Annotated in this window: 21 protein-coding genes; 11 read left to right on the top strand and 10 right to left on the bottom strand. The window is 65.1% G+C overall.

The window, feature by feature from the left end:
• Positions 1 to 200 precede the first annotated feature (200 nt).
• The 4 genes from SI859A1_RS20275 to SI859A1_RS07245 form a co-directional block, all read right to left on the bottom strand.
• The gene (locus tag SI859A1_RS20275) at positions 201 to 602 is read right to left on the bottom strand and encodes a hypothetical protein (protein ID WP_024352281.1); all 402 of its coding nucleotides are present in this window, start codon (positions 600 to 602) and stop codon (positions 201 to 203) included.
• 49 nt (positions 603 to 651) lie between these two features.
• Complete coding sequence (gene merA, locus SI859A1_RS07255; RefSeq protein WP_306302720.1) at positions 652 to 2,181, bottom strand: mercury(II) reductase; 1,530 nt, start codon at positions 2,179 to 2,181, stop codon at positions 652 to 654.
• Between the two features lie 158 nt (positions 2,182 to 2,339).
• A complete protein-coding gene (locus tag SI859A1_RS07250; protein WP_024352279.1) occupies positions 2,340 to 2,672 on the bottom strand; it encodes a heavy-metal-associated domain-containing protein in 333 nt (110 codons plus the stop codon).
• A 15-nt stretch (positions 2,673 to 2,687) separates the two neighbouring features.
• On the bottom strand, positions 2,688 to 3,080 hold the full coding sequence (locus SI859A1_RS07245; RefSeq protein WP_148233769.1) for a mercuric transporter MerT family protein: 393 nt from the start codon (positions 3,078 to 3,080) through the stop codon (positions 2,688 to 2,690).
• Positions 3,081 to 3,156: 76 nt separating this feature from the next.
• Between SI859A1_RS07245 and SI859A1_RS07240 the strand changes: the two genes are divergently transcribed.
• The 7 genes from SI859A1_RS07240 to SI859A1_RS21615 all read left to right on the top strand — a co-directional run bounded on the left by SI859A1_RS07240 (position 3,157) and on the right by SI859A1_RS21615 (position 6,542).
• Positions 3,157 to 3,573 carry a MerR family transcriptional regulator gene (locus SI859A1_RS07240; RefSeq protein WP_009209168.1) on the top strand — a complete coding sequence of 139 codons (417 nt, stop codon included), beginning with the start codon at positions 3,157 to 3,159 and terminating at the stop codon, positions 3,571 to 3,573.
• A 440-nt stretch (positions 3,574 to 4,013) separates the two neighbouring features.
• Positions 4,014 to 4,235, top strand: coding sequence for a hypothetical protein (locus SI859A1_RS07235; protein ID WP_024352278.1), 222 nt, complete (start codon positions 4,014 to 4,016; stop codon positions 4,233 to 4,235).
• Positions 4,232 to 4,789 (top strand): hypothetical protein, encoded by a 558-nt coding sequence (locus SI859A1_RS22045; RefSeq protein WP_009209166.1) that lies wholly within the window; start codon positions 4,232 to 4,234, stop codon positions 4,787 to 4,789. The genes SI859A1_RS07235 and SI859A1_RS22045 overlap by 4 nt, the downstream gene beginning before the upstream one ends.
• On the top strand, positions 4,786 to 5,406 hold the full coding sequence (locus SI859A1_RS22040) for a hypothetical protein (RefSeq protein WP_009209165.1): 621 nt from the start codon (positions 4,786 to 4,788) through the stop codon (positions 5,404 to 5,406). Before SI859A1_RS22045 ends, SI859A1_RS22040 begins: the two co-directional genes overlap by 4 nt.
• Before the next feature lie 10 nt (positions 5,407 to 5,416).
• Positions 5,417 to 5,617, top strand: a complete 201-nt coding sequence (locus SI859A1_RS22035) for a hypothetical protein (RefSeq protein WP_024352277.1) — start codon at positions 5,417 to 5,419, stop codon at positions 5,615 to 5,617.
• Positions 5,601 to 6,356: a Qat anti-phage system TatD family nuclease QatD gene (gene qatD, locus SI859A1_RS07225; protein WP_009209164.1), complete on the top strand. Its 756-nt coding sequence runs from the start codon at positions 5,601 to 5,603 to the stop codon at positions 6,354 to 6,356. Before SI859A1_RS22035 ends, qatD begins: the two co-directional genes overlap by 17 nt.
• Before the next feature lie 12 nt (positions 6,357 to 6,368).
• A complete protein-coding gene (locus tag SI859A1_RS21615; RefSeq protein WP_154653363.1) occupies positions 6,369 to 6,542 on the top strand; it encodes a hypothetical protein in 174 nt (57 codons plus the stop codon).
• A gap of 409 nt (positions 6,543 to 6,951) precedes the next feature.
• Here the strand turns inward: SI859A1_RS21615 and SI859A1_RS07220 are convergent, their stop codons facing one another.
• Both SI859A1_RS07220 and SI859A1_RS21610 read right to left on the bottom strand, forming a co-directional pair.
• Entirely contained in the window at positions 6,952 to 7,323 is a 372-nt protein-coding gene (locus tag SI859A1_RS07220; protein ID WP_009209162.1) for a hypothetical protein, read from the bottom strand.
• Entirely contained in the window at positions 7,320 to 7,460 is a 141-nt protein-coding gene (locus SI859A1_RS21610) for a hypothetical protein (protein ID WP_154653362.1), read from the bottom strand. The genes SI859A1_RS07220 and SI859A1_RS21610 overlap by 4 nt, the downstream gene beginning before the upstream one ends.
• Positions 7,461 to 7,588: 128 nt before the next feature.
• On the opposite strand from SI859A1_RS21610, the gene SI859A1_RS21605 reads away from it, so the two are divergent.
• Positions 7,589 to 7,729 carry a hypothetical protein gene (locus SI859A1_RS21605; RefSeq protein ID WP_154653361.1) on the top strand — a complete coding sequence of 47 codons (141 nt, stop codon included), beginning with the start codon at positions 7,589 to 7,591 and terminating at the stop codon, positions 7,727 to 7,729.
• A 79-nt stretch (positions 7,730 to 7,808) separates the two neighbouring features.
• On the opposite strand, the gene SI859A1_RS21370 is transcribed toward SI859A1_RS21605, so the two are convergent.
• Positions 7,809 to 8,105 carry a hypothetical protein gene (locus tag SI859A1_RS21370; protein ID WP_148233768.1) on the bottom strand — a complete coding sequence of 99 codons (297 nt, stop codon included), beginning with the start codon at positions 8,103 to 8,105 and terminating at the stop codon, positions 7,809 to 7,811.
• A gap of 242 nt (positions 8,106 to 8,347) precedes the next feature.
• On the opposite strand from SI859A1_RS21370, the gene SI859A1_RS07215 reads away from it, so the two are divergent.
• A complete protein-coding gene (locus tag SI859A1_RS07215; protein ID WP_148233767.1) occupies positions 8,348 to 8,704 on the top strand; it encodes a hypothetical protein in 357 nt (118 codons plus the stop codon).
• Between the two features lie 425 nt (positions 8,705 to 9,129).
• Positions 9,130 to 9,315, top strand: a complete 186-nt coding sequence (locus SI859A1_RS07210) for a hypothetical protein (RefSeq protein ID WP_024352275.1) — start codon at positions 9,130 to 9,132, stop codon at positions 9,313 to 9,315.
• 63 nt (positions 9,316 to 9,378) lie between these two features.
• Here the strand turns inward: SI859A1_RS07210 and SI859A1_RS07205 are convergent, their stop codons facing one another.
• Both SI859A1_RS07205 and SI859A1_RS07200 read right to left on the bottom strand, forming a co-directional pair.
• Complete coding sequence (locus tag SI859A1_RS07205; RefSeq protein WP_024352274.1) at positions 9,379 to 9,744, bottom strand: hypothetical protein; 366 nt, start codon at positions 9,742 to 9,744, stop codon at positions 9,379 to 9,381.
• On the bottom strand, positions 9,741 to 10,433 hold the full coding sequence (locus tag SI859A1_RS07200) for a hypothetical protein (RefSeq protein WP_024352273.1): 693 nt from the start codon (positions 10,431 to 10,433) through the stop codon (positions 9,741 to 9,743). The genes SI859A1_RS07205 and SI859A1_RS07200 overlap by 4 nt, the downstream gene beginning before the upstream one ends.
• A 278-nt stretch (positions 10,434 to 10,711) precedes the next feature.
• Between SI859A1_RS07200 and SI859A1_RS07195 the strand changes: the two genes are divergently transcribed.
• Positions 10,712 to 11,314 (top strand): hypothetical protein, encoded by a 603-nt coding sequence (locus SI859A1_RS07195; RefSeq protein WP_024352272.1) that lies wholly within the window; start codon positions 10,712 to 10,714, stop codon positions 11,312 to 11,314.
• A 793-nt stretch (positions 11,315 to 12,107) separates the two neighbouring features.
• Here the strand turns inward: SI859A1_RS07195 and SI859A1_RS21750 are convergent.
• Complete coding sequence (locus SI859A1_RS21750; protein ID WP_161600114.1) at positions 12,108 to 12,338, bottom strand: hypothetical protein; 231 nt, start codon at positions 12,336 to 12,338, stop codon at positions 12,108 to 12,110.
• Positions 12,339 to 12,346: the final 8 nt, after the last annotated feature.

Raw genomic sequence — 12,346 nt, 5'->3', positions numbered from 1 at the left:
CGAACGGAGCGCCGATGTCGCAGAGGACGTCGGCTCCGCCCAGCGTCGGGAGCGGCATTCCTGGGCGACTATCCGTCATCCGATCGCCGTCTCGATGAGCGTCCCAGAGTTCTCCGGCTTCGGGACGTCGGTCTGAACCGGCCCGGCGCAGCCGCCATTCTCCCGGAATCTCGGGAACGATTTGCTCGGCCGACTCCTCGTCAGAGCGGAAATTGACAATGGCCGATGCCACCGCCGCGGCGAAAGTCCATGCGAGGCCGTCGCCAATCCCGGAGCTCGCGCCCCCTTTCCGGCGGGCTGAGACCGAGAGCGTCGGTCATTGACCCCTGCAGGATGACGGACATTCTCACGCCGCCGGCGGCAACCGCTCCGAGCGAGTCCATCCCGGCCGTCCGGCGCATCACGCAGTAGACCGGTCCCCTGCCAACGCTGGAGGTGTAGTGGAGGGCCATGCCTGCGGCTATCGTCTCCGGTTCGTCGACATCGAGACCTGCGTAGTCGGCGAATATCTCGGCCCGGAAGGGCGGGTCCGGTCGGACACGCTGCTCCCTCTGTTCCGTATCGTCGGGCGAGACCGCCCAGGGCGCGTGCTGGGCGGTCATGAGGCATTGCATTTCGCTGCGTCGCAAACGTCTTGGGCGGCGCGATGTTTCAACCGGCGCAACAGGATAGCTTAGCCACATCCTTGCCGAATCCCTGTGCGGCGAGCTTCAGGCCCTCCACTGTGGTGAGATATGGGAAGATGGTTTCACCGAGCGCCCGCGTCGTCATGCCGACCTGCAACGCCATCGAAAGTGTCTGGATGCTGTCGGCGCCCTCGGGCGCGAGGATCTGGCCACCGAGCAGCCGGTCGGTCCTGGCGTCGGCCACGAGCTTGATCAGCCCGCGCGTATCTCTGGCGACCAGTGCCCGCGGCACCTGATCAAGCGGGACGACCGAGGTCTTTGGGTCACATCCCGCGGCGCGTGCACCGGCCTCGGTCAGCCCTACGCCCGCCACCTGAGGATCCGTGAACACGACCCAAGGCATGGCTCCATTGTCGTAGACCAGGCTGTCGCCGTTCAGCGCATTCTTCGCCGCAAGTTTCGCGCCGTAGGCCGCCATGTAGACGAACTGGTCGCGCCCGGTGACGTCGCCCGCGGCATAGACGCCGGGCCGGGTGGTCCGCATGCGGTTGTCGACGACGACCGCGCCGCGCCAGTCGAGCTCGACGCCGGCATCCGTAAGGTTCAGGATTTCCACGTTGGGACGCCGGCCTGTGGTCGCCAGAACGCGGGCGGCGCTCAGTGTCACTTCCCTGCCTTCGGAGAGCACGGTGAGCACGGCCCCTTCGTCGTGACGCGCGATGCGACGGTAGAAGACTCCGGTCCGGACCGTTACGCCCTCGTCCCTAAGATAGGCCGTCAGCGCCTCCGAAACCTCGGGCTCGGCTTCGGGCAGGAGACGGGACCGCGTCACGAGCGTCACCGCAGTTCCCAGACGCGCGAACATCTGCGCGAGTTCGCAGCCTATGTAACCGCCGCCGATGACGAGGAGCGAGGCAGGCTGCTCGGTCAGTTCCAGCGCCGTTGTGCTGGTCAGGACCGGCACGTCCCTGATGCCGGCGATGTCCGGGATCACCGGCGATGCCCCGGTTGCGATGATGACTTTTCCCGCACTGAGCGGCGCACCATCGACCAGGAGGGCGTCGCCCTCGAAGCGCACCTGGCCTTCGATGTAGTCCACGGCTTCGTAGTCCGGCAGCAGGTCCGCGTACTTTTTCTGCCGCAAGCTTGCAACGAGATCGTCCTTCGCTGCGATGAGCGACGGCCAGTCGGTTACCCGAACTCCGCACGTGAGCCCCAGGAACCGTTCAGCAGCACTGGCGCCGTGCAGCGCTTCCGCCGCTCGGATCATTGTCTTGGACGGCACGCAGCCGACATTCACGCAGGTGCCGCCGATCGTTCCGTGGCCGATGAGGGCAACCCGCGCGCCGAGGTCCGCGGCGGTGATGGCGGCGGAAAATCCGGCCGAACCCGCGCCGACCACCGCGAGATCGTAGCTGCCCTGGCGGGGCATTGAGCAGCATGCATCCATGTCATCGTCCTTCGGTATTCGATCGAGTGGGGGCGTGCAGCAATCTGCCGCCCGGCGCTGAAGCCAAAGACCGTAGGCGATCAGCCCCAGCGCGACGAAAAGCACCGGCAAGAGCACATAGTCGAGCCAACCGAGCCAGGCCGACAGGCCGACAGGCCGACTGCGCCAACGCCAATGACGAGGATTGGGGTGAAGCAGCAGATCGCGGCGACCACGGCGCCAACGATGCCGGACCTGGTGATGGTGCGATCCTTCATCGCACGTCAGCTTTGCGCCGCTGCCGGATACCCGGCGTTCGTCGAGGCGGCGCGGATCCCCGCGGTATTGGAAATCGCGGGGTCGAAGACGACGGTGGCGGTTTTCGCCTCGAAATCGATCTTGACGGAGCGCACGCCCTCGACGGCCTCCATGGCCAGACGGACAGTTATCGGACAGGTCGCGCAGGTCATGTTCTCCACGTCGAACACCACGGTCTTGAGTTCGGCTTGCGCGGATGCCGTCTGACCGGCGGCTGGCAAACTCTGAATCGCCAGGATCGCCGGCGCCCCCAATAGGACGGCTGCGGCTGCGGCGGTGGAAGCGAAATAGGATTTCATGAAAAGCCTCCTTGCTCAGTAAAGAAGCGGCGCCCACCAGTCGATCGTGATCGCGACGAGCACTAGGACAGTGGCGGACCAGAGAGCTGTCCTGGTAAGAAGTGCTGATCGCGACCGGGCGCAGACGGAGCCGGGCTCGCAGATCGTGTTCGGCTGGAAGTAGACCTGCCGGAACCCGAGGCCGATGAAGAGGAGCGCGATAGCTGCGAACAAGGGCTTCAGGGGCTCGAGCGCAGTCAGATTGCCGATCCATGCGCCCGAGACGCCGAGCGAGAGAAGGGCCAGCGGCCCAATGCAGCAGCTTGACGCGAAGACCGCCCCAGTGACACCTCCGGCCGCGAACCAGTCCTTCCGGCGGCTTCCGACTTCCTCCGCGGGATGCCAACGTTCCCGGTTCGTGATGCTCATCATCTTCGCCTTTCGATCCTCCGCTCGATCTTCTATAAGGTCTGTAGCAACTACAGGCTCAAGAGGGTTTTTCGCGATGAGCGATCACGCGTCCGGGAGGGGTCTGCGGCGCGCTGAGCTGGCGCGACGAACCGGCTGCAATCTCGAAACCGTCCGCTATTATGAGAAGATCGGTATGATGCCCGATCCGCCGCGCACGGCGGCAGGCTACCGGGTCTACGGCTCGGATCATGTCTCGCGGCTGAAATTCATCCTGCGCGCCAGAGAGCTTGGGTTCTCGATCGAGGAGATTCGGGGGCTTCTCGACCTCGTTGACGGCGGCGACCAGACTTGTGCGGAGATCAAGGAGCGTACCGAACGCCACCTTTCGAACGTGCGGACGAAGATTGCAGACCTCAGACGGATTGAGATAGTGCTTGCGGCGGCGGCGGCCCGATGTTCGGGAGGTGATGTGCCGGACTGCGCGGTTCTGGAAACGCTCGAAGGCTCATGACTGCGCTAAGTTCGTCCTGCTGCGTTCACCCCGCAGCGTTTCACCGCCACGGGTAGGCGCCTCTCCCGGGATCGAGCGTGACCGTCGCATCTGGCCTGATGAGGATTTCGTCCTTGACAGGACGCATCCGTGCGACGCCGTCCTCCACCGGCTACTCGTGGCTCGCGAACCTGCCCGCGACGGTAGCCGATCTGCTCAACTTCCATCGCTGCTGCTGACGGACGAGTACCCCGCCCGACCCTCGCCGTTGGCAGTGTCGGGCGGGATGACGGATGGTCGATCGTGAGACCTCCAGCTTTGAACTCATGCGCCGCGGCGAGGCCGACAAAGCCGAGGCTGATGGCCGCCGCAGTAGCGATATGCATCAACCTCATTTGGGATACCGCGCATAAATCGAGCGGTTCATCGTCGGGACGATCGACAACCGACTGAAGAACGCGGTGGCCAATGGGATCGTGCTCCTTCCCGACAGCATCGAGGACGCGGCGTCGGCCGAGGCCGACGTCCGGGACTTCGTCGACGGCGCGGTGAGGTCCGCGATGGCGGGGGTCGGCCGACTGATGTCCGGTGCCGGCGTCCGTTCGGCGATCGAACGGATCTATACAATGGCCATGGGCGTACTCGAAGGCTACGCCGACGGTCCAGAGAGAGGCGACGCATGACCAAGCATATCATCTTCGGACGCTTGGGGCCCGCCGACGCCTTCCGGCCGCCGCGCGCCGTGGACACGGTCGCGACCACTCTCGACCTCCTCGACGCCGCGGGAAGCCTGCGTTTCGGTGTGGACCGCGCCCTGAAGCACCTCGCTGGCTGGCACCTGACTCCCACTGCGGTCGGCATCGACCTGATCACGTTGGCGGCCCACGTCCATGCCGCGGACACGCGGCTGAACCGGGTGCAGGCCTCACAGGACGGGTGGATGCGTGAGATCAGCATCGTCGTTCCCGTCTCCGACGTCGCCGTCTGGGATCGGGCGACCGCCCCCCTAGAGCGCATGCTCCGGTTCCTGACCGGCGACCTGTGGGCGGTCCGCTTCCGCCCCTGCCTCGCTCCGGCCGCCCGCCTCTGTCGCGTCAGCCGAGATCGCGGACACGACATCCGTTCACGGGGGTCTCCCTGTTCTCCGGCGGTCTCGACAGTCTCATCGGGGCAGTCGACGAACTTCACGAGGGGGGGTTTCCCCTTTTCGTCAGCCACGGCGGCGAAGGCGGCGTGAGCGCGCCCCAAGGCAGGCTGTTCCGCGAGCTCGCGGCCCGTCAGGCAGATCACGCGCGTCCGGTCCGGCTCCGCCTGGCCATGACCATCCCGAGCAACCTCGTCGCCGGAATCGGAGGCGAGAACTCCACCCGCGGGCGGTCCTTCCTGTTTTTCGCGGCCGCGGCGTTCGCCGGGTCGGCGTTCGCCCGACCGTTCGACCTCCGGGTTCCGGAGAACGGCCTGATCTTCCTGAACGTGCCGCTCGACGTCACGCGGGTGGGAAGCAACAGCACGCGGACGACGCATCCGTTCTACATCCACCGCTGGAACGAGCTGCTCGCGACCGTCGGCATCCGGGGCCGCGTCGTGAACCCCTACTGGGACCGCACCAAGGGTGAGATGGTCGACGGATGCGCGAACCCGGCCGCCCTCGAGGCGCTGGCGCCGCTGGTCGCTGTCCTGCGCGCACCCGTCGACGAGGCGCTGGTATGCGGGCGACCACGCCCATTGCGGCTACTGCCTCCCCTGCATTATCCGTCGCGCCTCGCTCCTGCGGACGCCGTGGGACGGCAGGGACGAAACCGGGTATGCACTCGACGACCTCACCTCCGAGGTCCTCGATACGACCAAAGCTAAGGGACGGCAGGTGCGAGGTTTCCAATACGCGATCGCCCGCCTTCGGGAGAGGCCGGAACTGCCCGAGACATGGGTCTACAAGCCGGGCCCGCTGCTGGAGGACGCCGCCATCGTGCCAGACCTCGTCGGCGTCTACCGACGCGGCATGGCGGAAGTCGCCGAGGTCCTCGAAGACGTCGAGGCGAGGCCGCTTGATGGTCGCGATGGCTGAGGCCCTGGTCGACTTCCACTGCCACCTCGACCTCTTCCCGGACTTCGAGGAGCTCGTGCGCGAGTGCGACGCGGCGGGGCTCTACACCCTCGCCGTGACGACGACGCCTCGCGCTTGGCGGCGCAACCACAATCTCGCTTCGGCGACCCGACACGTCAGGGCGGCACTCGGCCTGCACCCGCAGCTTGTCGCGGACCACGGGGACGAGATCGCCCTGTTCGAGGCGCTGCTTCCCGAGACACGGTACGTCGGAGAGGTCGGCCTCGACGCCGGACCTGCCCACTTCCGTTCCCTGGAGCGCCAGCGCGAGGTGTTCCGACGCGTCCTAGTGGCGTGCGCGTCTGCCGGTGACAAGGTGCTCTCGGTCCACAGTGTCCGCGCGGCCACGCTGGTTCTGGACATGGTGGAGGCGCACCTACCCCGGGGACGGTCGAACGTCGTCCTGCACTGGTTCTCCGGCAGCAAGGCCGAAGCGCGGCGAGCCGTCGACCTTGGATGCTGGTTCTCGATCAACGCGGCGATGATGCAGTCCGACCGGATGTCGGCCATCGTCAGGACCGTGGTCCCGATCGACCGGATCCTGACGGAGACAGACGGTCCGTTCGCGCGAGAGGGAGACGACGCTGCCCGGCCAGCCGATGTCGGCAGGGCCACCTCAATGCTGGCGTCGTCATTCGGCATTCCCGAGGGCGAGATGGCAAAACGGATCCGCACGAACCTCGCCGCCCTCGTGAGCTGAGAGAACGAGGGCTTGTGTCGTAGTTCACAGATCCTCAATCTGGCCCTCTGGTTCGGCCTGCACGTGCTGTTCCGGGAGGTCTACCAGGTTCGGGTCGGACCGCTCACGCTCGACGTCCCGAGCCTGGCAAGCATCGACCCCGTCGCGCTCCTTCTCTTCTGCGGTGCGGCCATCGCCTTGTTCTGATTGCGCCTTGGTGCGGTGACAGTGCTTCTGGGTCCTGCCGTCGCCGGCGCGGGCTGGCAATCCATTCAGGGTATTCCGTGAAAGGCATCTGTTCGGCGAGCCGCTTGGCGACCGCTTCTTCGGCGGCCCGTATGTCGTCCACGGGGGCGGACAGGGAGATCCGGACCTCCTCGACATGCCGCCCGTTCTTCGGGTCGAGTCCCTCGGGGAGGCGGTGCTCAAATGCACCGTAGACCTTCCAGTCCCCGCCGCGGTGCTCAGGCCGCACTCGAGAGGCCGACACCCGGCGATACCTGCACGCGATCGACAAAACGGAGGGCGGGCATCCTCGAACTTTCAGGATGGACCGGATCCACAATAGCCAGAGACTTTGAGGTGTAGGGTCGCTGACCCATGCGAGCGTCGGCTATCATGCCCTCAACATTTTCAACGTCTCGCCGAAGATGACCCACCGCACGTCGTCGAACTTGGCGAACTCGGCCCACAGCTCTCGCGACCAGGACGCGGGATCGCGCAGGAACCGTTCGTAGTCGTCCCGTGCGGCGTGGGCGTCGACGGGGTTCGAGACGACGGTCCCGCGCGCGCCGCCCTTGCTATAGAACTCCCCCTCGACGCGCTCGGGCGACGCTGTGAGCGATACGGCCCAGTTCTCGTCGTCCGCGCCCGGCGGGTCGTAGATCTCGACACGGCACACGCCGTCGACGACGGAGAGCTGTTGGCATAAGATGTCGGCGGTCCTCGCCATTATGATGGCCTCCAGTTCGGCGTCGGTCCGGGTCATTGAATCAGTCCTGCAAATTCCGCGAGGTCAGTCAGCGCGCGCCCGCGCAGCCGGGCCGCCAAGCGGTCGACGGCGATCTCCGGCTGCGTCATGCGCAGACGGCGGCGGAGGGCGCTGTAGCGGTCGGTGGCGGTCATGGTTTGCCCCCTCGTTCGTTCGGCGCTTCAGGCGTTGACCAACAGTGCCGATCCCACGTCTCGTCCGCACGCGCTCGTGCTTGTCTCCGTCATCCTGCGTTGGAGCCCTGCATCCAGGAATCTCACCGATGACCAAGAAAGCGCGATGGCTGGTGGACCATCCGGCGTCGGCAGCCGACGTGGCGACCACATTCGAGGCTTCTTCAGCCAAGGGCTCGAACGCTATAGACTTGGCACCGCCGTCTATTGATGCCGATCTTGTAGCATAGAGGCCCCGGCATCACTGCGGGACCTCCGGTATTGAGCCCTAGACCTGCTCATGTTCGGTCAGCTCCGTTGGCGCGAGGCTCATCCGCAGACGTCGAATGAACCGTCCTTACAGTCGATGAAGCGACGCGAGCTCGGGTCGGCGATGAACGCCTCTAACGTGTCGATGTGATCGGACCACTCCGCTGGGATGTGTCGAAGGTGGAGCGTTCGACCATCCGCAAAGCTGATGCTCATTGCGTCCGAATAGCTGCTTCGGTCGCGGTTGATTTCATAGGTCGCGCCCGCTGCTTTCACCGCTTTGCGGAATTCTGCGGCTGGATTTTCGCGAACTACTTTTGATTCAGCGGTATTAACCGCCTTAGATCGAACTGCCATGCTTCAGTATCCTCGAAGTACGCCGCCTCTTGATTGAGACAACTCCAATATCTCATGACTCTGCTTCAATGTCAAACTGGAAAATCTTCAAGCCATTGATTTTGATGGTTTTTTAGGAAGGATCGCACCTGTAAGTGTTTGATTTAGATGATCCCGAGAATTTATCCTGCGGCTGATCAGGAAGGTGGCGTCTTGTGCATACGCCGCCGCCGAATCCACCTCGACATGGAAGTGTAGGCACCGTGAAGGGTGCACGCTCGCCGCTGCGCAAGAGCAGCTACTTTTCGAGCTTTCTCGAGCCGCGCCGAACAGCGGAAACGGCACTGGTCCGGTGCCGTGACCCCAGTTCGGTGCCCGCCGATTGGGCGACGATCCAAGGATCCGTCATCTCGTTCGAGTCTTGCATGCTGGCCGTTGAGGCGGCGCACGGCTTCGACGTGATCCTCGAGCGCGCCCATCCGGTATGCTGTTGCGACGGCAGTTTACGGATGGCGCTTCATGGCACGCCGGATGCTGACACGTTCCGCGCGGCGATGAGTTCGTTCAACCCGTGCCCTTTGCTACAGCCGGCGGCCAGGATGAATGGGGCGGCTCCATGAGCTACAGTGGAGGGAGCGAAGGCGGAAGCGACGCACGCCGCTCTCAATGCCTTTTGTCCACCTCTTCGATCTCCGCGACCTTCTTGCTCACGTGGTCCATGAAGTCGCCTTCAAGGACGGCGAACTTGCCGTTCTTCCGAAGGTCAGCGGCGACGATACAAACCCGGCCGCGCTCGACGCATTCCCTGACGATCTCGTACTCGAGGTCATCGGGGTCGGCGATGTTGTGGGCTTACGAAGGCGTCGCCGCATGACCGCCGCCCTCGCTTGGTTGCGCCCCCGCCGGCCGCTGGCTCGCGGCCGCCGGGGCCGGCGCACTGGTAGACCTCGGCATCCTTGCCCGCGTGTACGGCGCCGGGCGGCGAGCCGAGGAGTCTCGGGTAGCGCCAGCCTCCTCGACGCGCTGTGTGAAAGGAACCGGATCGATGAACAAGTTGACCGTCTCGATAATCGCGCCGCTCGCGACGAGCTGCCTCGCTGGGTGCGCGACGACGGGTAGCCCGTCCGGCTGCGACGGGTGGCAGGCGATCCGGCCGACGGCGGACGACCATGTGCGGCAGGTGCTGGAGCACAACAGGTTCGGTATCGTGCGCTGCGGGTGGCGGGCCTGAAACGAAGAGGCCTCGGCAGTGGTGCCGGGGCCTTTGTCGTGATCGTCTTGGCGTCGAGCGACCCTATTCGGGTCGGAGAGCCTCGAGGTCATACTCCTCGCCTTCCATGCAGTGGAAGAGCAAGTCGTTCGCCGCCTGCCACCGGAGGCCTTCGCGGGGCGCGCCGCTGAAGGTTTCGGATCCTTCCCAGTTGAGCTGGACCCATTCGGACAAGTGGTCGTGGTCCCGGAACGGCTCGTCCGAGCGCTCGAGGACCAACTCGAAGAGCCAGTCCTCGTTCTCCGCGAGCCAGTCTGCCAGCAAGTCGAGCCGCTCGTTCTCTACCTCGCGCTCGCGGTCGGGGAAGTCGCGCACCTCGGCACCTCCGCTGGTCCGCGCGTTCCCCTCGGCGCGCAGCTTGGGGTTCAGCTTCACGACCTCGGCCATCATTCGTGCTCCGCCCCGAACTCCGGCATGTCACCAAGGAGGCGCTGAACACTGCTGTCGTGCGCCCCCATCCAACCATCGAGCACGTCTCCGAGCTGGAGGCGGGTGAGCCCCAAGATCGGCATGCGCGTGCACACTACGGTTTCGAGGTGGTGTTCGAGGATCAATTCGCGCAGTTCGTGCATCATCATCGTGCAGGGCTCCTCCGGCGTGCCGGCCTTCTCGAGCACCTCGAAGACGAGACGGTAGCCGTGCTGCTCGAGGTAACCGACCAGCTTCTCCTCGAGGAGTTCCACCGGGTCGATGCGGGCGTTGAATCGCTCCGCGAATGCCGCGTCTCGGGCCAGCGCGGAGATCAGGAACGCCATCCCATCCCGGCGGCGGAAGCAGGCGCCCGTCGACTTGACCAAGTCGAGTAGGTGCGGACCGAAGTCGGTCTGCGTACATACCCACACCGCAGCGCCGCGAAGGACGAAGCATTGGCGGGTCGGGTCCTCGGGGTCGGGGAAGATCTCCGGCGCCCCGCCGAACAGGGCCGGGTTGGTCGCGAACTGCTCGCGGACCGTCAGTGCGATGATTGCGACCTTCGCGAAGTCGGCCGGGACTCCGCCGTCGGAGTAAACGATCCCGAAATTCTTCTGGGTCGCGTTCAGGTCGTCGAGGCTGATGATGCTGTTGTCGTTGTCGGACATGCCGATCCTCCGTTGCGGCACCCGTTCGGGTCGGTGCCAGACACCCTCATGCTCGGCAGCCACACGCCGCCTATGCGGCGGGCCGCGACGGTGGCGGCAGTGCTGGAGATGAGGGTGACGGAGGGGATCATCGGACGTCCATTGATGTGGGACGGGATACATCCCAGGAGTCGGGCGGCGCGTCGAGCCCGTCCTCGAAATGCGGTTCGCAGAGGCTCAATTCGCCGCTTGCAATTTTAGCCACCATCCTTCGGTGCACTTAGAGGGAGGACACCCGCATGCTCGCAGCCATCGCCGCCGCACTCCGCGCCGCCGCTTCCAGCCTCGCCGCCGCCGGCCGCTGGTGCTGGACCGCACTCGACTGGCTGGCGTCCATACCCGGCCGGATGCTCGGCGGTGGAGGCGGCTCCCTCCCCATGCCGCCCGAGCCCGCACCGGCGCCGGACACCGCGAAGGACATCGCGGCGCTGGTCGCCAAGCGCGGTCGCGCCCGCGAACTCCCTGGCTTGCTTCCGTCCGTCCTCGAGCCACGCCCCGATGGAACGGACCCGGTGTCCGCGATCGTTCACGCCTACGCCCGCGCTTCGGCGACGGACCGCCGGCAGGTCGACCTGTCGGCGCTGTCGCCGGACCAGGTGAGCTGGCTCCTCCGGCTCCGGCCGCACGACCTCAATCGCCTTGCGGCAGCCGGCGGCCTCGTCTGCGGGCGGCTGGCGCGGGGGATGGGCGGCGGCGCTCTGGGTGTCGAACCGTGTCGGCGTCGGGAAGCGGAGCCGTCGGCCGAGGAGTTGGCCGGACGAAAGGAGCCGTCGGCGATCGAGTCTTTCACTGATCGGGTGCGGCACCGGAAGGCGGGTGGGCCTCGACTGGTGATGGAATGACGCTTGCGGGGGCGGCTCAAAGATGGGACGCCCCTTTCTGTTTCAGGGCACCGCGCAGGTGGCTGGCAACCCGGCGAAGGCCGGAGTACGGAGGCCTGCGGCGGTCCTTCCTCTGGCGAGGCCGATGCTCATCACGGCCAGCTTCCCACTCGGCCTGTTCGTGGACTTGTGGTGGCTGCCGGCGTTTCGGCGGCGTCGTGGGCGAGATGGCCATCTCGCCAGCTCTCCGACCTACCGGAGGCAGCTTGCGGAGGTGCCGGGCGCGAAGGCGGCCGCTGTTGTGGCGACCGGGATGCTGACTGCACTGTGCGTCGGCGCGTTCTTCGCGAGGCGCCTGTGGCAGCGGCATTTTTGAGGCGGTCGGCGCGCGCCGGCCCGTCAGTCTGCTACCCCCCGCGCCTCGTGCCCGGTCTGTTCATGTCCTTCCGCAGTGCGACCGCGTCCCGCAGTGCGTCTCGAGCACGACCTGAGGAGTGGTCGGAACGCCGGGCGAGTTCTTCCGGCGTGTGGCCCGGTGTTCCAAAAGGTACGTCGACAGCCACTTCTCGTATCCGAGGCTCGTCACCGCCTCCTTCCGGATGTAAGCCGCGGGCCATTCCGCTTGCCGGGTCAACTCGACAGCCTTCCCCTCCTCGCGGCGGACACGATCCTGCTCGTCAGCAGATCGCTGATTACTGCTTACTGATATTTTCTCGCATTGTGGCCAAACTCAATCTTCTGACCGCCAGTGGACGAATAGACATCCTAAGAAAATTCGGGAATTATTACTCGAACTCCGCAGAAATTATTAGACTCATTCGTTACGATCTCTTGAATCGAGGTAGCCTTTTCCGGCGATTATCGCGATTACTGCCGAACCCATAAACAATATTGCGTAAACAAAATTTAAATACCCGTCTCCTATGGAAATTGACATTCCAGCGATCATTAGAGCCAAGTAACCCAGACCCATTGCTCCAAAAAACGCGATCATGGCATATACTACAGCTATCGCCATAACCCCAAGAGTTCCAATCCTCAACAATTTACATT

Source organism: Aurantimonas manganoxydans SI85-9A1 (assembly GCF_000153465.1).
In the GTDB taxonomy this organism is placed as follows: Bacteria; Pseudomonadota; Alphaproteobacteria; order Rhizobiales; family Rhizobiaceae; genus Aurantimonas; species Aurantimonas manganoxydans.
This window is presented reverse-complemented; position numbering and strand designations above follow the sequence as displayed.

Coding starts and splice junctions, on each gene's coding strand:
- SI859A1_RS22045 (WP_009209166.1), top strand. CDS start 4,232: ATGACCAAGCATATCATCTTCGGACGCTTGGGGCCCGCCGACGCCTTC.
- SI859A1_RS07220 (WP_009209162.1), bottom strand. CDS start 7,323: ATGACCCGGACCGACGCCGAACTGGAGGCCATCATAATGGCGAGGACC.
- qatD (WP_009209164.1), top strand. CDS start 5,601: ATGGTCGCGATGGCTGAGGCCCTGGTCGACTTCCACTGCCACCTCGAC.
- SI859A1_RS20275 (WP_024352281.1), bottom strand. CDS start 602: ATGACCGCCCAGCACGCGCCCTGGGCGGTCTCGCCCGACGATACGGAA.
- SI859A1_RS21370 (WP_148233768.1), bottom strand. CDS start 8,105: ATGGCAGTTCGATCTAAGGCGGTTAATACCGCTGAATCAAAAGTAGTT.
- SI859A1_RS07240 (WP_009209168.1), top strand. CDS start 3,157: ATGAGCGATCACGCGTCCGGGAGGGGTCTGCGGCGCGCTGAGCTGGCG.
- SI859A1_RS21605 (WP_154653361.1), top strand. CDS start 7,589: ATGACCAAGAAAGCGCGATGGCTGGTGGACCATCCGGCGTCGGCAGCC.
- SI859A1_RS07250 (WP_024352279.1), bottom strand. CDS start 2,672: ATGAAATCCTATTTCGCTTCCACCGCCGCAGCCGCAGCCGTCCTATTG.
- SI859A1_RS07195 (WP_024352272.1), top strand. CDS start 10,712: ATGCTCGCAGCCATCGCCGCCGCACTCCGCGCCGCCGCTTCCAGCCTC.
- SI859A1_RS07200 (WP_024352273.1), bottom strand. CDS start 10,433: ATGTCCGACAACGACAACAGCATCATCAGCCTCGACGACCTGAACGCG.
- SI859A1_RS07205 (WP_024352274.1), bottom strand. CDS start 9,744: ATGATGGCCGAGGTCGTGAAGCTGAACCCCAAGCTGCGCGCCGAGGGG.
- SI859A1_RS07210 (WP_024352275.1), top strand. CDS start 9,130: ATGAACAAGTTGACCGTCTCGATAATCGCGCCGCTCGCGACGAGCTGC.
- SI859A1_RS21610 (WP_154653362.1), bottom strand. CDS start 7,460: ATGACCGCCACCGACCGCTACAGCGCCCTCCGCCGCCGTCTGCGCATG.
- SI859A1_RS07245 (WP_148233769.1), bottom strand. CDS start 3,080: ATGAGCATCACGAACCGGGAACGTTGGCATCCCGCGGAGGAAGTCGGA.